Below are 21,854 nucleotides of genomic sequence, written 5' to 3' on the forward strand. Positions count from 1 at the left end.
AATTTAAAATCTATTTTTCATCTAGCGACCACCACAGAGATAGAACAAATCACTATTAATGAGAGAACTAATAACGAAGATGCGCTGGATAAAGGTTGTTAACATAATTATTCTATTTACACTTGGTAGTTCAGGAGCGTTTGCACAGGAGAAACTTTCCTCAACATACAACGCATTAATAGATGGTCACTCGAATGACCTTTTGATATTTGAAACGAACGGATCATTTACGAGAGAAAAGGGAAGTAGTCTGGGTATTAAACAAATAAGTGTAGGTAAATATACGTTTACCGAAGATGAACTCTTAATAGTTAATTATAACAATAAACCTGTGCTATTAGGCTACTATAAAGATCGTCAAAATAGAATAACCCAAAATGATTCTACATTTATTGCAATATCTATTAGGGATCAAGAAACATTGGAATATATTCCTTTGACAAACGTAATTCTTGCAGGAAGGAAAAGTGGTAAAGTGGCAGATCATCTCGGAAAGTGTTTATTTGAGTTAGAAAATTCGGAAAAATACCTAGTTTTTGAAATTTCACATCCTGGTTATCATAATTTATATGTGAGCGTAAAAAACAATGGTCAGCACTTTATTGACATATATCTAGCCAATAAACTAACCAAAGGACTCCCATTTATAGAAGCTAGAGATACTCTTGATTTTTCAAATAGTAAAATGTATTTGACTTCAAGGAGGTCTGGAATAACTTGGAAAAAAGTAGAATAGAGTCCTAATTTTAGAAAAAATATGAAAAAAATCATAGCAACTTTACCAAGCTCTGAGATAAATTAAGTAGACTATAATTCTAAAACCGCTCCCCCAGAGCGGTTTTAGAATTATTTTTATAAAAAAGACTCAAATGAAATTAACACTAGTACTACTCCTCATTACCACTACGTTTACAACCGCTCAAAACCAACCTGTAAAAATAGAAGCAACAGAGCAGGGTCAAAAGCTAGTATTTATTTGCACAAATAACTCTGCTATAACACAAGAGGTAACACTTACACTCACGCAGCGAAAAGGGTTGCGCGGCTATACCAGACCTATCACAAAAAAGGTTGCTCCTAGCACTACAACTACACTTGCATCATTTACCATCGCAGGCGCTTACAATTACAAATATAGCACGAGCTGGAAGGAAGTGCCTAACATCAAAGAACAACAGGTCAGAAAAGAGGTCATTGCTGCCAGAACGAAAGGCAAAGTATTAAGAGATCTCTCAAAGATTAATACAGGTATTGTGATTTTTGATAATACATATTGCCCTCGCTGCCAGCGATCTACCGCATATTTACTAGATAATAATGTGCCATTTAAGCTTCTCAATATAACAGACAATAAAAAGAACCATAAATTAATGTGGGACCTGCTAGAGGCACAAGGTGTAACTGGTACGATTAACACTCCTGTTATCTTAGTGGAGGGCGAACTCTCGTGGAGTCACGAAGATCTTCCTGCTTTTCTAAAGAGCCTACATTAGGAAAAAATGGTTTGTCGTTGAGATAATCCTCACTTTCTAGCACCCAGCTATTATGCTCAAACCATTGCCAGCTCACGCTCGCAATATCTACCTTGGGATCAATCAATAATTTAGAACGGCGTCCATTAATACGCACTCTACAGCGCACATAGATAGCCACATCTTCTCCTTGAGTAGCTTTAAGACGTTTTATATGCTGTGCAAATTGCCAAATCACATCTGGCTTAGAACGTATGTTGCGCTGTTGGTTTTTAGTAAGATATTCTTTGTGGTCTAGCGGAGTACGTTTTCCTGTTGCCTTGTCTTCTATCGTAAACTTTACTGTACCGCTTTTAGAACGTAGCATCATACGCCAGCTCAAGCGATGTCCCTCCTCGCTCCACAGAACATTATCTGGTATAAAATGCTGGCGCAGTGGCAAACCTACTTGAAAGATAAAATACACGGCAAACACCGCTAGAAGAACTCCTTTATACTTAGGTAGTATAACCTCGCCACTTGTGTTGTCATAATAAGGTTTCCACCTTTTTAAGAAAATACGGTGTATGGTTTTTGGCTCAAAAAAGAACACGGTAAACGCCAGTGACATATATGGGAAAATCCCAATTTGAAAGACAAACGAGTTAAAGAGATGAAAGAAAATAGAGATAAAAAATGCCCACTTACGCGTCTTTTTCCAAAGCAATGCTGGGATAATTAATCCGTCAAAAAGGATTCCTACGTAGGCAATCACCCAGTGTGTCCACTTTTGTTGCAATACACCACCCACGAGCCAGTAATCTTTCTTACCGCGCATTAATATTTCTGGCACCGTAGCATCTAGCCAGTCAGGATATATTTTGGCAATAGAGGCGTAGGTATAGACAATCCACAGCTGTAATATTATAAATAGTGTGACCCATCGTGGCATAGAGAGGTCTCTTACGCTTTCGCGAAAGCGTGCATCTAGTGAGAAAGATCTGTGCGCAGGCAGTATAGCCATAATCCAGAGCAATAACATCAAGAGGTAGTAGTGGTTATTATATGCGGTTTTTTGCATAAAATATACCGTGCTCCACATAATCGCATAGCCTACAATCGCCACACGATACTTAAAGCCTAGCATTACCATCACCCCAAAAATGCCCATTAACCCAAACCAAGCATACATTTGTGGTCCAGGGCCAGGGAAGGTTTGTAAAAAGTCAAAGCCTATGAAGTTAAATGTAAAATCTGGTGCAACAAGTATGCGACGTACCCAGCCAGTAATGAGTGCTCCCCAAGCCTCACAAGTAATAAGAAAACCAAAAAACACTCTAAAAACGATGAGTGCGCTGTTATCTATTCTTGTAAAGAGTAGCTTGTTAATTCCCATTTGTTAAGCGTTTTGAGAATTTGATTCTTCTAGTGATGCTATGTAGTTACGAGAAAACGCTTCGTCAGTTTTCATCGCTGCGACAAGTTCATCTATAGTGTCAAAGGTTTTTTCTTCTCTTATACGTTCTAGTAGTTGTATCTCCAGCTGTTGCCCATAAAGGTCTTCATCAAAATCAAAGAAGTAGGTCTCTATAGTTTGCTTCTCTCCTCCTACCGTAGGGTTTGTACCTATATTCATCATCCCGAATACTGGCTTACCGTTTATGATTGCTTTTACGACATAAACGCCTTGTGCAGGGATGAGTTTATAATCTTCGGCTATTTCTAGGTTTGCAGTGGGGTAGCCTATGGTTCTACCTAGGCTTTTACCTTTTACCACAACTCCATTAAGCATAAAAGGCGCACTGAGATAACTATTTGCCAGTGCAACATTACCACTTACTAGTGCCTTGCGCACCTTAGTAGAGCTTATGGCTACATCTTCTAGTTCTTGCTTTGAGATTTCCTCTACCTCAAAGCCCAGCGTTTTTCCAAAACGCTTTAGATCTTCAATATTTGCATTACGATTACGGCCAAAACGGTGGTCATACCCTATAATCACTTTTTTTGCATTAAGACTGTTTACCAGTATTTCTTCTACAAAAGTCTCTGCGTGATAACGAGAGAAATCTAGTGTAAAAGGGTGTATTACCAGGTGATCAAGGTCTAAACTCTCAAGCAGTTGCTCACGCTCTGCAATGGTGTTTATAAGCTTGAGCGAGGTGTCTTTTTGTAACACCATACGCGGGTGCGGAAAAAAAGTAAGTACGCACGACTCCCAGCCGTTTGCGCGGGCGCTCTCATTAATTCTGTTTATAATCTTTCTGTGACCTAGGTGCAAGCCATCAAAGGTGCCTATAGTCACCACGGTTCCTTTTTGAGAGGTAAATGTATGTGCGCTGTTATGAGTTTTCACTACTATTTTCCGTTGTAGGCGTTCATTGTATTATTTATCCCAGCTTTTACAAACGAGGCTATGACCTCGCTGGCTTTATCTAGTCGTTCTGGTAGTGCTGCGTTCTCATCTGCCGTCCACTCACCTAGCACATAATCTACCTGCCTCCCTTTTGAAAACTGATCACTTATCCCAAAACGGAATCTATTATACTTAGTGGTATTGAGCTGTGCTTGCGTATCCTTAAGACCGTTGTGTCCTCCGTCTGAGCCTTTGGTTTTTACACGTATGGTTCCAAACTCTAGGTTAAGATCATCTGTGATAACTAGTAGGTTTTCTACAGGGACTTTTTCTTGTTGTAGCCAGTAACGTATGGCTTTACCGCTTAGATTCATAAAGGTATTAGGCTTCAGCAGTATTACTGTTTTACCTTTTACTCTAGTGCGCGCGATGTCACCTAGCTTTTCGGTTTCAAAGGTGGTTTCTTGCGCTTTCGCGAAAGCGTCTACTACTTTAAAACCTATATTGTGACGTGTGTTTTCATATTTGGGACCAATGTTACCCAAACCAACGATGAGAAATTTTTTCATAGGGTCTACTGCTGCTTCATCTTCTTTAGATTTATTAAAAAGTCTTCCAAAAAAAGCGAGCATAGTTAGGAGTTTAATAGCAATGACAAGGTAATCGCTTTGTTATGGGATACCGATAGTCACTAATGTATAAAAATAAAAAAAGCATCTCGAAGAACGAGATGCTTTTGTATAAATATAACAGGCTTTGCTTATTCTGCAACTGCAGCAGCGTCATCTGTTTCTGTTGATGGAACATCATCCTCATCCTCATCCTCATCGTCAACAACGGCAGTACGTGAAGTTCTCACTTGACATACAACTGTGTTGTCTGGGTGCATAAGTGTAAGGTTCTCTTGTGGAAGTTCTCCTATGTATAATTTACTTCCAATTTTAAGTTCAGTAATATCTGCCTCAAGAAAATCTGGAAGATCTTTAGGAAGTGCTTTCACACGTAGTACACGGTTTGTTTTACGTAAAACACCACCATTACGAACACCTTTAGAGTTACCTGTAAAGTGTACTGGGATGTTCATAGTTACTTCTTTACCTTCAAAAATCTGGTAGAAGTCTATGTGTAAGATACGATCAGTTACCGGGTGAAACTGTATGTCTTGTAAGATAGCTTGTACGGTTACACCGTCTAGCTCTATCTCTACAGTGTGCGCGTCTGGAGTGTAAACCAAATTTTTAAACGCTAGTTCTGGTGCGCTGAAATGTAATGGCTCGTCCCCTCCGTATACTACGCAAGGTACCAGTCCAGCATTACGTAAGGCTTTTGTAGCTTTCTTGCCTACGCTTTCTCTTTTAGATCCTTGGATCGAAACTGATTTCATTGTTAAATAATTATAGTTAAAAAAATATATTACATAATAAACTTAGATGCGATACTCGTGTTACTGTTAACACGGTGCATTACATCTGCAAAAAGTGGGGCGCAAGTTAATACCTTTACCTTATCACTTTTATGGTCTCTCGGGATTGAATCTGTTACGATCAATTCTGCCAGTTGACTATTTTCTATTTTATCATAAGCGTTACCACTTAAGATGGCGTGTGTACATATTGCACGTACGCTTAATGCTCCTTTTTCCATCATTAGGTCTGCAGCTTTTGTAAGTGTTCCGGCAGTATCTACCATATCATCTACAAGTACTACGTGCTGTCCTTCTACACTACCTATAAGCTCCATATGTGAGATAACATTTGCCTTTGCACGTTGCTTGTAACAAATAACTACGTCACTCTCCATTGCTTTACTATATGCATAAGCTCTCTTACTACCTCCCATATCTGGAGATGCGATGGTAAGATTTTCTAATCCTAACCCCTTTAAATAAGGAAGGAAAATTGTACTTGCAAATAGATGATCTACTGGCTTCTCAAAAAATCCTTGTATTTGATCTGCGTGTAAATCCATTGTGATAATACGTGTAGCACCTGCTGTTTCTAGTAGGCTTGCCATAAGCTTTGCAGCAATAGGCACACGTGGCTTATCCTTACGATCTTGTCGCGCCCACCCAAAATAAGGTATCACGGCAGTAATGTGTCTTGCACTTGCACGCTTTGCAGCATCTAGCATCAATAACATTTCCATCATATTATCTGATGATGGCATCGTACTCCCTATAATAAACACACGTGATCCACGTACAGACTCTTCAAAAGAAGGCTGAAACTCACCGTCGCTATATGTTGATGTGATTACGTTTCCTAATGGTTGCCCAAAAGCTTTTGCAATCTTTTCAGCCAGTGGCTTGCTTTGTTGACAAGCAAAAATCTTCGGTTGCGGTGCGGTAGCAGTCATTTATAATGAGTTACGGTTGTTATGTTTCCTCTAAGGAGGTGCAAAAATAGTAATTAAAAATGAGTGCAGCAGTACAAAAAGCGTGCTTTTGTGGTGGGTAGATAAAAATATTCTTTAATTTTGTGCTCTCTAAACAACCCAAGCGGTTGTTTCCACTAGCCGAAATGGCGGAATTGGTAGACGCGCGCGACTCAAACTCGCGTTCCTTTGGAGTGTGGGTTCGATTCCCACTTTCGGTACAAGAAAGCCTTTATCTCACAGATAGGGGCTTTTTTATTGCTCCATATCTTTAAGTTGTATACTCAACGCTTTTGTAGACAACTGCACCTCTACAAGTGACAAAATAAGGGAGGTCATAAGAGCAACCAGACTTACAGCAAACACTAAGTTTGCCCAGAAGGTGATATCTATATAAATAAGAAACATCGTTATCACCGCTAGTAAAAAGCTTACAATCGCCACCGCCTGCATATTTTTAATGATAGATAGACGCTTTCTTAACTTAGTTACTTGAAGACGCACGTCTTCAGAGCCTGTCTCTTGGTAAGAGGCGTGCAAGTTTCTAATAAGTGCTGCAATAGCGAGATAGCGAGCGTTATATGCAAGCATTGTTAAAGAGATTGCAGGAAACAAAAGAGCCGGTATACTTAAGGTAAGATTCATATAGTAGTTACTTATCGTAAAGCTACGAGATTGCACTACAACATAAAAACCCTAGACTTCTTAAAAATCTAGGGCTTTTAAAGCTAATTCAAATAATATATATCTAGTGACGGTCTACAAATGTGAAAGCAGGATTTCTGAACTTTTTCATATGCAGTAATCTACCGTATCTTTCAAGATTGCGCTTTATATTTTCGGTTGCCTGGTCATAATTAGACGGGCGATTTTTTACTGATGTGTTCATACTGTTTTGCTTTTTGATTTACATAAGAGACACGTTCTTTTTTTGAATGTTACAAATCTGATGCCAAAAGTTATTTATGTAATAAAAAAGAAGCATCCACAGCCACTTGTCTTTCACAAACCATTAACTAGCAGTCACAAAACCAGGTTAATAAATAAAATAAAAGCTACGCGCCTCCCTATCTTTATGATAGAAGAAGAGTAACTTCTTCAAAACAATTGATAAAGAAAAGCTTATAACATAACACTACTATTATGAAATCCATCATACTATTACTTACGACAGTCATCTCTTTTACAATGCTCTCACCAGAGATTAGTACGAGCAAAAAAGAAGTACTTACAGAAACGCTCACTTTTGATGCTTATGAGGGAGGTTACTTCTTCTTTACAGATGAGCAACAAGAACCTCTCATTCTTGTGAGCGATTCACAAGCAAGCATCTCACTTAAGAAGTTGCAAGCAAATGAAGTAACAGGCGAGAAGTTTAAAGTTAAGTACAAGAACACTGCGACAGAAGGTGAGACCTCAAACCAAGGACTACTTCTACACGTGATATTTGACTAATACATCTTCTCCCTTACCTTTACTAAAAAACCCAACCCAGTGTTGAAAAAACCACTTCTAGAATTTACAGATAAGGGCATCTACTGCCCGCCCGCAAAGGTCTATCTAGACCCGTGGAAACCTGTAGATAAAGCACTCATCACGCACGGTCACGCAGACCATAGTCGGTGGGGACATAAACAGTACATCACTCACGAGAACAATGTGCCTATTATTTCTCATAGATTGGGAGATATCAATGTTTCTGGGGTACGCTTTCGCGAAAGCGTAAACATCAACAACGTAAAATTTACCTTTCATCCTGCAGGTCACATTCCTGGGTCTAGTCAGATACGTGTAGAACACAAGGGCGAAGTATGGGTATTTACAGGCGATTATAAGACTGAAGTAGATGGTATCTCTCAACCCTACGAACCCGTAAAATGCAACACTTTCATTACCGAATGCACCTTTGGACTCCCAGCCTTTAAGTGGACTCCACAAGCCGAAGTAATGCACGATATTAATACTTGGTGGGCGCAAAACAAAGCTGAAGGAAAGTGCTCTGTCCTTTTTGCTTACAGCTTAGGTAAAGCACAACGGCTATTGAAACACCTTGACCCGAGTATAGGCAAGATACTCACGCACGGCGCTATTGAAAAAATGACCGAAGTACTGCGCCCTATGATCGATATGCCAGCAACAGAATTAATCACTAGAGATACTAAAAAAGAAGATTTTAAAGGAAGTATCGTCCTTGCACCACCAGCCACTCACGGCAGTACGTGGATACGCAAGATGGTGCCATACGTAACTGCAAGTGCAAGCGGCTGGATGGCTTTTAGAGGAGCAAGAAGACGCAGAGCGATTGACAAAGGCTTTGTGCTGAGTGATCACTGTGACTGGCCTAGCTTACTACAAAGTATAGAAGCTACAGGAGCAGAAAAAATTATCTGTACACACGGCTATACAGATATTTTCTCACGCTATTTACGCGGTCGGGGTTATGATGCTCGTACAGAAGAAACGCAATATGAAGGCGAACTAGCAGAAGGAGATGCAAAAAAAGAGGAGGAGGAAACTAGCGTATGAAACTTTTTGCAGCACTCATAAAAACACTAGATTCCACAAATAAGACTAACGAAAAGGTTAAGGCACTTGCGCGTTATTTTAGGGAAGCGCCAGATAAAGACAAGGTCTGGACGATTGCTATCTTATCGCACCGTCGCCCTCCAAGACCCGTAAACACAACCTTACTTAGGGAGTGGGCGAGCGAACTATCAAACATCCCATTATGGCTTTTTGAAGAAAGTTATCACATCGTGGGTGACCTTGCAGAAACGATTGCACTTGTGGTTCCCGCAGCAACAGCATCTTCTGAGAAGTCGCTTACTCAGTTTCTGGAAGAGATGATTTCGCTTAAGCGAAAAACCGATGAAGAGAAAAAGGAATACCTCTTTGACAACTGGGCAAATCTCAATTATTATGAACGTTTTGTATTTACAAAGCTTATTACCGGAGGATTTAGAATAGGCGTGAGTCAAAAGTTGATGACTCGTGCATTATCACAAGCAACAGATATAGAAGAAGACGTGCTTGCTTATAAATTAATGGGCGACTGGAAACCGCAGACGGTCACCTTTCACGATCTGGTTATCGAAGAAGATGCAAGTCAAGAGTTTTCAAGGCCGTATCCATTTTACCTTGCCTATGCAGTTGAAGATGAACCTTCGGCGCTGGGTGATGTGACAGACTTTCTTGCCGAACATAAATGGGATGGTATACGCTCACAAACCATCTTTCGTAATGGCGAGATTTTTATCTGGAGCCGCGGTGAAGAGCTAGTTACAGATAAGTACCCAGAACTAGAGATTCTCAAAGAACACATACCAGACGGAACGGTCATAGATGGTGAGTTACTGCCTTTTTATGATGGGCAGATTGGTACTTTTAACGACTTACAAGCGCGTATAGGACGTAAGACGGTGAGCAAGAAAATGCTCAAAGAAGTGCCTGTAATTATCAAGGCTTATGACATTTTAGAATGGGAAGGAAAAGACTTGCGTGAGACCGCTTTCGCGAAAAGGAGAACAATACTCGAATCGTTATATCGCAATATCACAGATAAAGGTCTACCTATAGGGATTTCTGAAACGATGGAGTTTGATAGTTGGGAAGCGATGGCACAAGAAAGAGACCGTAGTAGAGAGATGCGCTCTGAAGGATTAATGATTAAGCGTAAAGACAGCCCCTATCGCGTAGGTAGAAAAAAAGGCGACTGGTGGAAATGGAAAGTAGATCCGCTCACTATTGATGCGGTACTCACCTATGCAATGCGTGGTCACGGTAGACGAAGTAATTTATTTACAGATTACACCTTTGGTTTATGGAATGAAGATAAAACCGAGCTCGTTACTTTTGCAAAAGCTTACTCAGGACTAACGGATGCCGAGTTTAGAAAAGTAGACAACTGGATTAAAAAAAACACGTTAGAACGTTTTGGCCCAGTGAGATCTGTAACTCCGCATCACGTGTTTGAAATTGCCTTTGAAGGTATAGCGTTATCCAAAAGACACAAAAGTGGTATAGCCACGCGCTTCCCAAGAATGCTGCGCTGGCGACACGACAAGAAGATAGAAGATGCAAATACACTAGAGGATTTGAAAGGGATGATTCCGAGCAACGAGGCCGAAGGGCAAGTTGTGAAGGAATCTCTCCCGCCCACAAAATAATGATGCTAGAAAGCAACATATAAATCTCCGCATAAGAGTAAGAACATTCACAATATCAACTTCATTAAGATGCCATATTACACTTACATACTAACTAATAAGAATAAAACTGTTCTTTATGTAGGAGCGACTCGCAATCTTAAAATACGAATGGTTCAACATAAGACTAAATATTACCCCAAGTCTTTTAGCGCGCAATACAATTGCTACAACTTGATGTACTACGAATTATTTGAAACGCATAATGAAGCTCTCGCAAGAGAAAAGCAGTTAAAATCTGGAAATAGAAAACGGAAAATTTCATTAATCGAAAGTAAAAATCCTGACTGGTTAGATTTGGCAAGTTCCTACGCTTCGCTTGGAAGTGAAGATTATTTAATAAAAGAAATATGGTAAAAGGTGTATTTGGTTTGGTGGTTATTGGATTGCAACAGATTACTTCGCTACACTCGTAATTATGAATAATAAAGAACTACTCGATATCGCAAATAACTGGTTCCAGTCGCAAGACTGGAAACCTTTTCCGTTTCAAAAACAAACGTGGAAGGCGTTTCTGGCGGGTAAAAATGGATTGCTTAATGCGCCTACGGGTAGTGGTAAGACATATGCACTTTGGTTTCCGGTGGTTCTTAATTACATCAAGAAAAATCCTGATTACAAGACCAAACATAAAAAAGGATTAAAGGCCATTTGGATCACTCCGCTGCGCTCGCTTTCTAATGAGATTGAGCTTTCGGCTTCTCGTATCACACAAGATCTCGGCACACAAATGACGGTGGGAATACGCAATGGCGATACTTCTCAGTCTAAACGTGCAAAGCAAAAGCGTTCTATGCCTGACTTGCTCATCACCACACCCGAGAGCTTGATGCTCTTAATTGCTTCCAAAGGGTATGAGAAAGTTTTCAAAAATTGTTCGGCTATAATTATTGACGAGTGGCACGAATTACTAGGCACAAAAAGAGGTGTACAGATGGAACTCGCGTTGAGCCGATTGAAAACAGTCGCTTCAGATATGCGTATCTGGGGAATTTCGGCAACGATTGGAAATCTTGAGCAAGCTCGAGAAGTATTGCTGGGTTATGAAAGTGACGCTTTTCGCGAAAGCGTAATTATCAAAGCAAACATCAACAAAAAAATTACTGTTAAGTCTATCATTCCAGACGAGATGGAAACCTTTCCTTGGCGTGGTCATTTGGGATTGCATTTGCTAGAATACGTCGTACCCATTATCAATAATAGTAAGACGACCTTACTGTTTACAAACACGCGAAGCCAGTGTGAGATCTGGTTTCAGCGTATTCTTGCGGCACATCCTGAGTATGCTGGTGAGATTGCAATGCATCACGGGAGTATCAATAAAGAGACGCGCACGTGGGTTGAGGGCGCCATTCGGAACGGATCTCTCAAGGCGGTAGTTTGTACTTCTAGCCTTGATCTAGGAGTAGACTTTGCGCCTGTTGAAACCATTATCCAAATAGGCGGCCCAAAGGGTGTCGCACGCTTTTTACAACGTGCTGGGCGATCTGGTCACAGCCCTGGCAAGGAGAGTGTGATTTACTTTTTGCCTACACACGCCATAGAGCTGGTAGAAGCCTCTGCTTTGCAGCGCGCCGTTAAGGAAAACACGGTAGAAGATAGAATTCCGTATCTCAATAGTTTTGACGTCCTGATTCAGTATCTCGTGACGCTAGCCGTGTCTGACGGATTTTTACCCGAAGATATCTGGCCAGAGATACAGACTACGTTTTGCTTTCAAGCAATGACAAAAGAGCAATGGAAATGGTGCCTTAATTTTATGACAATGGGTGCACAATCCCTGCAAGCTTATGATGAGTATAAGAAAGTGGAGATTCTTGAGGACGGCAGATTTAAAGTGAATTCTCGTATGGTGGCAATGCGTCATCGCCTGCAAATAGGGACGATTGTGAGCGATGCAAATCTTGTAGTCAAATATCAAAAAGGTGGTTACATAGGCACTATTGAGGAGTTTTTCATCAGTAAGTTAACGCGTGGTGATGTGTTTACTTTTGCTGGTCGCAACCTAGAATTTATCCGTATTAAAAATATGGAAGTGCACGTGCGCAACAGCTCAAAGAAAACCAATAAAGTCCCCTCGTGGATGGGCGGAAGGCTCACTTTAAGTAGCCAGATGTCTCAACTGTTACGGGAGGAACTTTATACTGGTAATTCGCTTTCGCGAAAGCGGTCTCTAGAGATTAATGCGCTAGAGCATATTTTTAGACAGCAAAAGGTAGAGAGCATCATCCCGAGTGATGAGCAACTGCTCATTGAGACTTTTAAAACGCGCGATGGCTACCATCACGTTTTTTACCCTTTTGAAGGTCGTTTTGTGCACGAGGCTATGGGAAGTTTACTTGGGTACCGTCTTAGTTTGCTAGATCCTATCACCTTCTCTCTCGCCTTTAATGACTATGGTTTTGAGCTGCTTTCAGACCAACCTATAGACATACAGCAGCTACTAGATAACGACCTATTTACGACGGCATATATGCACGATGACTTGCAAAATAGTCTCAATGCTACAGAGATGGCCAGGCGTAAATTTAGAGATATCGCGGTAATTTCTGGGCTTGTTTTTACTGGCTTCCCAAACAAGCAAATCAAGCAGAAACATCTACAAAGTAGTAGTCAGCTGTTTTTTGATGTGTTCCGTGATTATGAGGCAGATAATTTATTATTTCAACAAGCATTTACAGAGACTTTTGAGCATCAGCTAGAAGAAGGTCGATTGCAGCAAGCGCTTGAGCGTATAGAGACGCAAGAAATTGTCTGGATGGATTGCGAGCAACCTACGCCTTTATCTTTTCCAATAATTACAGACCGCTTACGCGAAAAATTGAGCAGCGAAAAACTAGCCGACAGAATCAAGAAGATGACTGCGAAGTTGATGCGAAAAAAGAAATAACAGCCCTACGAAAGATTGTTCTAAAAGTAAATATCTTGTGCCGTTCTAAAGGTATTTGCGTGGGCGTCAATTATCACTTTTATGTCTGGAGAATAGCCGCCGCCCATACTACATTGCACGGGGATTTTTAAATCATAACAGGTTTGCAAAACAAACCAATCGCGCTCTTTACAACCTTCTATGCTACACCCCAATTTACCCAATTTGTCACTCGCTAAAATATCGACTCCGCATAGGTAAAAGATGAAATCTGGTTGTTGTTCTTTAATGAGATTTGGCAATGTTTTTTTGAGAGTATCGAGATACTCCACATCGCCTGTATCAGTCTCTAATGCAATATCAAGATCTGAGATTTCTTTTCTAAAAGGATAGTTTGCCTTACCGTGCATAGAAAACGTAAACACCGAGTCATCACCCGTAAAAATCTCTGCCGTACCATTACCTTGATGTACATCGAGATCTACTATAAGTATCTTTTTAGCAAGTCTTTTTTCTTGTAAATATCTTGCAGCGACTGCTTGGTCGTTGAGAAGACAAAAAGCCTCTCCGTGATCTGTATAAGCGTGATGCGTACCACCAGCAATATTCATCGCAATTCCATTTTCAAGCGCGTAGTGACACCCATCAATGGTGCCTTGAGTGATAATTAATTCCCTGTCTACAAGTTCTTGTGAGAGCGGAAAACCGGTTTTTCGCTGTGCTCTTGGGTCAATAGTAAGTGCTTTAAGACTCTCTACATATTCTGTAGTGTGACATCGTACAATATGCTCGTTATCTACCTGTACCGGCTCAAAAAAGTTATCCTCTGTACACGTCCCTTCATACACTAACTGCTTAGGAAGCAAATCATACTTCTCCATAGGGAAGCGGTGTCCCTCCGGCAACGGGTGTTTGTAAATGGGGTGGAATGCGATTTTGAGCAAGACTAGAATTTTCTAATTACATACATATCTGCCTCTTTATAATACATTCCCAAAAAATAGTCGTCTTCTATATTGAAAAATGTCTCTGCTACATTTTTTATATCAGGACTAAGGAAGTCTCTTCTCTTCAACATAAGTGAAGAAGCTTCTACATCTGGCAAATGATTAAATGACTTATCAAACACACACTCTACACTAGTATAATGTGTTACAGAATTTGTATCCATCATCAAGAAAGAAGGATTAAATGCAAAAGTAAATGCTCCTACTGAGGCAATTGGTATTCCTGCCGCAGGATTCATCATTGCTACTCCTCCGCCGCCATTCATAAGCTGTTTACCTCCTAAGGTGATTTGGTAATTTCCATTTACAGATGAGACAGCAATACCATTACGATCACTACTTATTTTTCTAAGAAATTGAGATGTTTTTTCAATTAATTTATCATCTTCTGTTTTTGCTAATATAATTGAGGAATTAGTAAAATCCATTTTATCATCTTTTTCCACACCAAATTGTTTAACTAGCATGCTATCCCTTCTATTTGTAACAGTCACAATCATTTCCTTTTTAGAAGAAACAATTTGAAACAAATAATGATCTTTTAAAAATGAATTTGCCTTCCAGCCATATTCTTGAATTTTTGGTCTTGGCCTAAAAAAGGTTTGTTCCCTTACTTCAAAAGTCTTCAAAGAGATATCAAAAATATTGACTACAGTATTACTATAGTCTACGGTAAATACAAGATGATTATCATTAATTAAATAAAATTTAAGCAGTTCTGCCGCTTGCTTCATTGTCGTTTTATCATCGGGCAAAACTTTTGAAGTATACTTATTTCTAAGGATCTTCTTTAAATTCATCTCAAAACCCTTAGAGCTATAAAAAGTATTTTCTATTACAATCTCATTACGTGTCGCCACACCTTGATCATCAATACTGTAGTGTATTAAATTAGAAGAATTCTTATCTAAGGTTAACAAGTACATTTTATCCCCTAAATTAAAAAACTCTATAAATGTTTGTTTCTTGAGATTTAGGTCTAAGGTTTTTGTTGTCACTTTATGATTTTCAAAATCAAAAACCGTACTTGTGAGTGAACCCGTATCAAACCCTTTAGAAATTAGTTGATACTGGTTATTGCTTATCGTATAACCCATTACTGCAACATCCTTTTTCAGGACTTTATCTCCTTTTATGGTAGAAACTTTCTTATAATCCTTATCATATAAAATTGCTTCAGTAGACCTTGACCCTAAAAGAAAAAGGACAAAAGAACCATCTTCCTTATTGACTACTGTCATTGATTCTTTTAATTTACCTTTTCCATCGCCTATTACATCTTTAATTTGCACAACGGCCTTCTGTGCTGAAACTAGTGAAACAATTAGTACAAATAGAATGGTGAAAAATGATTTCATAAATGATTTGATTGATTGATGTCTTAAAACTCAAATATAAACTGCAAAGGAGATACTTGACAACCTAAATCTAAAAACATCGTTTCTATAAGGTCAGATAAATAATATTACAAAAGTTGGTATGCCATCAACTATTATTTTGGTAAGTTTCAAAATGGATCTTAAATTCTACTTCTCCAACTTTAATTGTATCCTCTTTCTTGCGATATCTACTTCTAGCACTTTTACGATTACCTGCTGTTGTAAACTTACGTGTGCACTTACATCACTCACAAACCCATCTGCCAAGTTTGAGATGTGTATGAGACCGCTTTCTTTAATACCAATGTCTACAAAAGCTCCAAAAGCTGTTACATTATTTACAATTCCTGGCAGTAACTGTCCAGGCTGTACATCTTCTATGGTGCGTATGTTTTGATTAAAAGTAAACACCTTTGCTTTTTCTCTAATGTCTAGCCCAGGCTTTTCTAGTTCGCTTATAATATCAGTGAGTGTAGGAAGTCCTACCTCATCGGTTACATATTTTTGAAGGTCTATCGATTTAAGAAGGCTTGTGTTTCCAATCATTTCGGCGACAGACACTTTTTGATCTTTGGCTATACTTGCAACCAATTTATATCTTTCTGGATGTACAGACGAGTTATCTAATGGATTCTCGGCACCTGTGATTCTCAAGAAACCTGCGGCTTGTACGAATGCTTTTCCACCAAGACGTGGCACCTTTTTAATCTCTTGACGTGTTTTGAAGGGTCCTTCGCTTTCGCGAAAGCGTACTACACCTTCAGCAAGTTTTGGTCCAATACCTGACACATAGCTCAATAGCGGGGCACTTGCCGTATTTATATTGACACCCACGGCATTTACACAGTTTTCTACCGTTTGATCTAGCGATTTTTGAAGTGCTGTCTGATCTACATCGTGCTGATATTGCCCGACGCCAATTGACTTTGCATCTATCTTCACCAGCTCTGCCAGCGGGTCTTGCAACCTACGACCTATAGAAACCGCGCCACGAACTGTCACATCATAATTAGGAAACTCATCACGGGCAATCTTGCTTGCACTGTAAATAGAAGCTCCTGCCTCACTCACTACAAAAACCTCCATTGCATTCTTAAAATGAATACGCTTTACGAGTCTTTCGGTCTCGCGGGAAGCCGTACCATTCCCGATGGCGATTGCTTCAATTTTATAAGCATCTGTAAGACTTGAGATCTTTTTTATCGCACCTTTGTCATCGTTTTTTGGTGCGTGTGGATAGATAGTTTCATTATGTAATAACTGCCCCTGTGCATCGAGGCACACCAGCTTACAACCTGTTCTAAAACCTGGGTCTAGCGCAAGAATACGCTTCTCACCTAGCGGTGAACCAAGGAGTAATTGTTTTAAATTTTTTGCAAAAACCTGAATAGCAGTTTCATCTGCTGTTTTCTTTGCTTCTGAGAGGCGCTCATTGCTCAAAGCAGTAAATAATAGTCGCTTGTAAGCATCTTTTATAGCAAGTTCAATCTGTGTGGCGCTGTCGCCACGAGAGCGTATGAGTTTGCGTTCTATTTTATCAAGCGCGCGCTCATCGTCAATGACAACCTTTACACGGATGTAACCTTCATTTTCAGCTCTTAAAATGGCAAGTAGTCTGTGTGACGGACAGCGACTTAATGACTCAGACCAGTCAAAATAATCACGGAATTTCTGAGCTTTCTCATCGTTTGCCATTTTCTTAACCACCTTCGTCTCTATGGTGGCAAAACGTTTTAACTGCTCACGTATATTATTACGTATATCTGCACGCTCATTAATCCACTCGGCTATAATGTGACGTGCTCCTTCTAGCGCACTTTGTGCATCTGGAACCTCCTTATTAGTATATCGATGCGCTAGTCCTTCTGGGTCTTGCGCATTTTGAGACATTATGATTTTGGCAAGTGGTTCTAGTCCGTTTACACGTGCTGTCTCGGCTTTCGTTTTACGCTTTTTCTTGTATGGTAAATACAAGTCTTCTAGCGTAGTAAGATCTTGCGTTTTTTCAATCTTATCTTTGAGTTGGCTAGTAAGAACGTCTTGCTCTTCTAGTGATTTAAGAATTGATTTTTTGCGCTTTTCTAAGGTTTCAAATTGCTCTTTGAGCTCGATAATCTTTCCTATCTCCACCTCATCAAGTCCACCCGTCGCTTCCTTGCGGTAGCGCGCTATAAAAGGGAGTGTGCAGTCTTCGTTGAGGAGATCTAGTGTATTTTTTACACCTTTTTCTGATAAGCCTGAGCTTTTGATTACGTATTGTAAAACCTCCACACGTTTAACTTATCATATTCCCATTAACCACTCCTTCGGCATCAGGATTTACAAAAACCAATTTCCCACTAGCATCCTCTGTCATTAAGATCATTCCTTCACTCTCTACACCACGTAATGCTCTAGGAGCCAGGTTTACGAGTACGGTTACTTGTTTCCCTATTACTTCTTCTGGAGTAAAGCTCTCTGCGATACCAGAAACGATGGTACGTACATCAATACCTGTATCGACTTTTAAGATGAGAAGTTTCTTCGTTTTCTTCATCTTCTCTGCTTCGATAATGGTACCTACTCGCATATCGAGTTTTGTAAAATCGTCAAACGTAATAGTATCCTTTTGTGGCTCTACAACTGCATTTTCGGCAGCGGCTTCTGCTTCGTTTGCTGCTTTGCTTGCTTCTAGCTTATCTAGCTGTACTTGTATCTGACTATCTTCTATTTTTGAGAAGAGTAATTGAGATTTGTTAATGGTGTGACCTGCAGGTAATGGCATCTCTCTTGTAGTTTTACGTACATTCATAGATAGATCATCTCCTTTAATGTTGTTAAAAGGTTCTTCTGACTTTTTATAAAGGTTTAAATCTTCATCAAGATTTAAAATCCCTTTAAGCTTTGAACTCGTAAAAGGTAAGAAAGGCTCACTAAGACTTGCTAGTGCAGCTGCTATTTGTAAGGCTACATACATTACTGTTTTAGTGCGCTCTTCATCTGTTTTGATTGTCTTCCACGGCTCTTCGTCTGCTAGGTATTTGTTTCCTAGGCGAGCAAGGTTCATAAATTCTGTTTGGCTTTCGCGAAAGCGGTATTTTTCTATACTGCTACCTATCACTGCTGGATATGCAGCCATCTCTGCAAGAGTCTGTTTATCAAGCTCATTAAGTACTCCTGGGGTAGGGACAACACCATCATAATATTTGTGCGTAAGTACGGTAACTCTGTTAATGAAGTTTCCGAAAATCGCTACAAGTTCGCTATTATTTCTAGTTTGGAAATCCTTCCAAGTAAAGTCGTTGTCCTTAGATTCTGGTGCGTTTGCTGTAAGTACATAACGCAACACATCCTGCTGATCTGGAAATTCTTCAAGATACTCGTGTAACCATACTGCCCAGTTTTTTGAAGTAGAAAGCTTGCGCCCTTCAAGATTTAAAAACTCGTTTGCAGGCACGTTATCTGGTAAAATATACTCGCCGTGACCTTTGAGCATCGCAGGGAAAATCAAACAGTGAAAAACGATATTATCCTTCCCGATAAAGTGAAGTAGCTTTGTGTTTTCATCCTTCCAGTACGGCTCCCAGTCTTTACCTTCACGTGCTGCCCACTCCTTTGTAGAAGAGATATAACCTATAGGCGCATCAAACCAAACGTACAGCACTTTACCTTCTGCTCCTTCTACTGGAACTGGGATTCCCCAGTCTAGATCACGAGTTACGGCGCGAGGTCGTAGTCCATCATCTATCCAAGACTTACATTGCCCGTACACATTAGTTTTCCAGTCTTTTTTATGTCCTTTTATGATCCACTCCTTAAAGAAGTCATTGTATTGATCTAGTGGTAAAAACCAGTGCTTTGTTTCCTTAAGTGTAGGTACAGCTCCCGTAATCGCACTCTTTGGGTTAATTAAGTCTGTTGCGTTGTGGGAGGTACCACAGTTTTCACACTGGTCTCCGTAAGCCTCCTCATAACCACACTTAGGGCAAGTTCCCGTCACAAAACGGTCTGCAAGAAACTGGTTTGCCTCTGCATCATACAGTTGCTCGTTTGTTTCTTCTATAAACTTACCTTGGTCGTACATATTCTTAAAAAACTCAGACGCTGTATCGTGGTGAATTTTTGCAGAGGTACGTGAGTAGTTATCAAAGGTAATCCCAAAATCTTCAAAAGATTTTTTGATTATCGCATTGTACTTATCTACCACATCTTGAGGGGTAACGCCCTCTTTTTTTGCTTTGATGGTGATAGGCACACCGTGCTCATCACTTCCACATATAAAAGCAACATCTGCTCCTTGCATACGCTGGTAACGCGCATAAATATCTGCTGGAACATACACTCCTGCAAGGTGGCCTATGTGTATAGGTCCGTTAGTATACGGCAGTGCCGCTGTAATTGTATATCGTTGTGGATTCTGAGACATATTGTGTTCTTTAAGAAGCGACAAAAATAAAGAAAAACAAGCTAGTACCTACAGCTTTTACAAGCCAGGTCACAATAGCTGCAACTTGAGATGATGCAAAGTAGAGAGGGATTTATTACGCTTTCGCGAAAGCGGACTCACAACTACATAAAACTGCTTATTTTACAAGAATACTCTTACTGTATTTTTTACCCGAAAACTGAATCTGATAGATGTATTGTCCTGTAAACAATCGCTTATTAATGCGTTCTTTAACATTAAACTTTTGTGGTCCTTCGTACATAAAGTCATTTACCACTGTACCCACTTCTTGCCCTAGTAGATTGTATAAGGTAACGGTCACCTTTGCCGTGCTGTTCATCGTAAACTCTATAAGGGTGTCATTACCCTGCACACTGCTCCAGTGCTGAAAAGTATCTGCTATATCAAAACTTCCAGAAGAGAGAGACTCACAGTCAAAACCTAGGTCTACACTCTCAAAAGATTGCCCGAGCAACACCTCATCTACCAGCCCGCCGTCGATACATAGCCATTGCTTAAGCATTGTAGCATACACTTGTCTAAAATCTGTACTGTACTTTAAATTTCCTACTTGATCTGGATCTTGTAAATCTGGATGCGTACCCACAAAACCGTTGCCCTGCATCGCTGGGCCAAAAACCATAACAGGCGATGCCGCCCCGTGGTCTGTTCCATTTGATCCGTTTTCTTCTATACGACGTCCAAATTCTGAAAAAGTCATTGCCATCACATTAGTGTGCATACCGCTTGCCTCAAGATCTGTAAAAAAATCTTTCATACCACGAGCTACTTGCTCCATTCTATTATCGTGGGTTTCTTGCTGGTTTGCGTGCGTATCAAAACCGCCTAGCGTCACTAGATATACCTTTGTACCTAGACCTCCCTTGATCATTCTTGAGATAATAGCGAGTTGCCTCCCTAAGCTTTGCGTATCATACTCAACGGCATTTGTCGCATTTTCATAAGCTTCGTTTATGGTACTCGCGTAGGTAAATGTGGTGTTAGTCATACCACGCATAAATTCTAACTGCTCACCAAAGGTGCATCCCGGTACATCTAGCACATCGTGTAGCACCCCATTTTCGGCAATGCTAGATAGCTGCGCAGGATTTGCTACAGAAAATGCATAGCTATTATCTACCCCATCAAAAATGAGATTACCCTGACTCCCTATCTGTATAGCCGCAGGAATCTCTGGAGGATTAATAAGAAAATCTGGATACAAATTTTCAAAATAACGCCCCAGCACGCCCGTCTCCTCATAGTTTACAGCATCTCCAGATGCCCAGATATCTGAACTTCTAAAGTGTGACAGATTTTGATCTGGGTAGCCTACACCGTGCACCACACGCATTGCACCATCTCCCCATAATGACTGTAAGTCTGCCATAGATTGTGGTATCCCAAAATCTGCATTGAGATTGTACAAACTGTTTTCTGTGTGTCTTATAGACGGTCTATTATTTGCATAAAAATCATAATCATAAACCGGCACAATTGTATTGAGACCATCATTACCACCTTTAAGACGTACTAGAACGAGTACGCGGTCTTCATTTTCGGCAGTGGTGAGGGCTGTTGTTAATCTTGAGGGTGCAGATGCTGTAAGATTTGTACCTCCAAGCATAATGCTTCCGCCACCTACTAGACCTAGAGCCTGCATAAAACTTCTTCTATTCCAAGTGCTATGCTCATCATCGTGGTGTGCGTCTTTAAGACTTGCTGTAGGTCCCGTTGCTGTTCTTTTTTTTGCTTTCGCGAAAGCGTGATTCTTATCGTGAGTACACATAG

At 40.2% G+C, this 21,854-nt stretch carries 19 protein-coding genes and 1 tRNA gene; 8 read left to right on the forward strand and 12 right to left on the reverse strand.

The genetic code is table 11. The features are described 5' to 3' along the window. The first annotated feature begins 58 nt into the window (after window positions 1–58). Both Q0948_RS04890 and Q0948_RS04895 read left to right on the forward strand, forming a co-directional pair. On the forward strand, window positions 59–736 hold the full coding sequence (locus Q0948_RS04890) for a hypothetical protein (protein ID WP_298349348.1): 678 nt from the start codon (window positions 59–61) through the stop codon (window positions 734–736). A 133-nt stretch (window positions 737–869) separates the two neighbouring features. Then, entirely contained in the window at window positions 870–1,493 is a 624-nt protein-coding gene (locus tag Q0948_RS04895; RefSeq protein ID WP_298349350.1) for a glutaredoxin domain-containing protein, read from the forward strand. On the opposite strand, the gene Q0948_RS04900 is transcribed toward Q0948_RS04895, so the two are convergent. The 5 genes from Q0948_RS04900 to Q0948_RS04920 form a co-directional block, all read right to left on the reverse strand. Further along, window positions 1,423–2,847, reverse strand: coding sequence for an HTTM domain-containing protein (locus Q0948_RS04900; protein ID WP_298349353.1), 1,425 nt, complete (start codon window positions 2,845–2,847; stop codon window positions 1,423–1,425). The genes Q0948_RS04895 and Q0948_RS04900 overlap by 71 nt on opposite strands. 3 nt (window positions 2,848–2,850) lie before the next feature. Further along, window positions 2,851–3,804 carry a bifunctional riboflavin kinase/FAD synthetase gene (locus Q0948_RS04905; protein ID WP_298349355.1) on the reverse strand — a complete coding sequence of 318 codons (954 nt, stop codon included), beginning with the start codon at window positions 3,802–3,804 and terminating at the stop codon, window positions 2,851–2,853. 2 nt (window positions 3,805–3,806) lie between these two features. Further along, a complete protein-coding gene (gene pth, locus Q0948_RS04910; protein WP_298349358.1) occupies window positions 3,807–4,436 on the reverse strand; it encodes an aminoacyl-tRNA hydrolase in 630 nt (209 codons plus the stop codon). Window positions 4,437–4,564: 128 nt separating this feature from the next. Beyond that, entirely contained in the window at window positions 4,565–5,188 is a 624-nt protein-coding gene (locus Q0948_RS04915; protein ID WP_298349361.1) for a 50S ribosomal protein L25/general stress protein Ctc, read from the reverse strand. A gap of 29 nt (window positions 5,189–5,217) precedes the next feature. Further along, window positions 5,218–6,159, reverse strand: a complete 942-nt coding sequence (locus tag Q0948_RS04920; RefSeq protein ID WP_038597861.1) for a ribose-phosphate pyrophosphokinase — start codon at window positions 6,157–6,159, stop codon at window positions 5,218–5,220. A 158-nt stretch (window positions 6,160–6,317) separates the two neighbouring features. On the opposite strand from Q0948_RS04920, the gene Q0948_RS04925 reads away from it, so the two are divergent. Continuing rightward, a tRNA-Leu gene (locus tag Q0948_RS04925) sits at window positions 6,318–6,398 on the forward strand. Between the two features lie 34 nt (window positions 6,399–6,432). On the opposite strand, the gene Q0948_RS04930 is transcribed toward Q0948_RS04925, so the two are convergent. After that, on the reverse strand, window positions 6,433–6,822 hold the full coding sequence (locus tag Q0948_RS04930) for a DUF2721 domain-containing protein (protein WP_298349366.1): 390 nt from the start codon (window positions 6,820–6,822) through the stop codon (window positions 6,433–6,435). A gap of 103 nt (window positions 6,823–6,925) precedes the next feature. After that, window positions 6,926–7,066 carry a hypothetical protein gene (locus tag Q0948_RS04935; protein WP_298349369.1) on the reverse strand — a complete coding sequence of 47 codons (141 nt, stop codon included), beginning with the start codon at window positions 7,064–7,066 and terminating at the stop codon, window positions 6,926–6,928. A 254-nt stretch (window positions 7,067–7,320) separates the two neighbouring features. On the opposite strand from Q0948_RS04935, the gene Q0948_RS04940 reads away from it, so the two are divergent. From Q0948_RS04940 to Q0948_RS04960, 5 genes are all read left to right on the forward strand, one after another. Beyond that, on the forward strand, window positions 7,321–7,632 hold the full coding sequence (locus Q0948_RS04940; RefSeq protein WP_298349373.1) for a hypothetical protein: 312 nt from the start codon (window positions 7,321–7,323) through the stop codon (window positions 7,630–7,632). 42 nt (window positions 7,633–7,674) lie between these two features. Continuing rightward, complete coding sequence (locus Q0948_RS04945) at window positions 7,675–8,703, forward strand: ligase-associated DNA damage response exonuclease (protein ID WP_298349375.1); 1,029 nt, start codon at window positions 7,675–7,677, stop codon at window positions 8,701–8,703. Continuing rightward, a complete protein-coding gene (locus tag Q0948_RS04950) occupies window positions 8,700–10,343 on the forward strand; it encodes an ATP-dependent DNA ligase (RefSeq protein WP_298349378.1) in 1,644 nt (547 codons plus the stop codon). Before Q0948_RS04945 ends, Q0948_RS04950 begins: the two co-directional genes overlap by 4 nt. 69 nt (window positions 10,344–10,412) lie before the next feature. Continuing rightward, a complete protein-coding gene (locus tag Q0948_RS04955) occupies window positions 10,413–10,739 on the forward strand; it encodes a GIY-YIG nuclease family protein (RefSeq protein ID WP_298323005.1) in 327 nt (108 codons plus the stop codon). Between the two features lie 61 nt (window positions 10,740–10,800). Beyond that, a complete protein-coding gene (locus tag Q0948_RS04960) occupies window positions 10,801–13,272 on the forward strand; it encodes a ligase-associated DNA damage response DEXH box helicase (protein WP_298349382.1) in 2,472 nt (823 codons plus the stop codon). 20 nt (window positions 13,273–13,292) lie between these two features. On the opposite strand, the gene Q0948_RS04965 is transcribed toward Q0948_RS04960, so the two are convergent. From Q0948_RS04965 to Q0948_RS04985, 5 genes are all read right to left on the reverse strand, one after another. Continuing rightward, complete coding sequence (locus Q0948_RS04965; RefSeq protein WP_298349384.1) at window positions 13,293–14,195, reverse strand: histone deacetylase; 903 nt, start codon at window positions 14,193–14,195, stop codon at window positions 13,293–13,295. Window positions 14,196–14,197: 2 nt separating this feature from the next. Further along, entirely contained in the window at window positions 14,198–15,616 is a 1,419-nt protein-coding gene (locus Q0948_RS04970) for a hypothetical protein (RefSeq protein ID WP_298349387.1), read from the reverse strand. Window positions 15,617–15,784: 168 nt separating this feature from the next. After that, window positions 15,785–17,908: a Tex family protein gene (locus Q0948_RS04975; RefSeq protein WP_298349390.1), complete on the reverse strand. Its 2,124-nt coding sequence runs from the start codon at window positions 17,906–17,908 to the stop codon at window positions 15,785–15,787. Window positions 17,909–17,912: 4 nt separating this feature from the next. After that, window positions 17,913–20,042: a methionine--tRNA ligase gene (gene metG, locus Q0948_RS04980; RefSeq protein ID WP_298349392.1), complete on the reverse strand. Its 2,130-nt coding sequence runs from the start codon at window positions 20,040–20,042 to the stop codon at window positions 17,913–17,915. Window positions 20,043–20,199: 157 nt separating this feature from the next. Beyond that, window positions 20,200–21,852, reverse strand: coding sequence for a DUF1501 domain-containing protein (locus Q0948_RS04985; RefSeq protein ID WP_298349395.1), 1,653 nt, complete (start codon window positions 21,850–21,852; stop codon window positions 20,200–20,202). Between the last annotated feature and the right edge of the window lie 2 nt (window positions 21,853–21,854).

Origin of the sequence: uncultured Dokdonia sp., from assembly GCF_947496725.1 — a bacterium.
Taxonomy (GTDB): domain Bacteria; phylum Bacteroidota; class Bacteroidia; order Flavobacteriales; family Flavobacteriaceae; genus Dokdonia.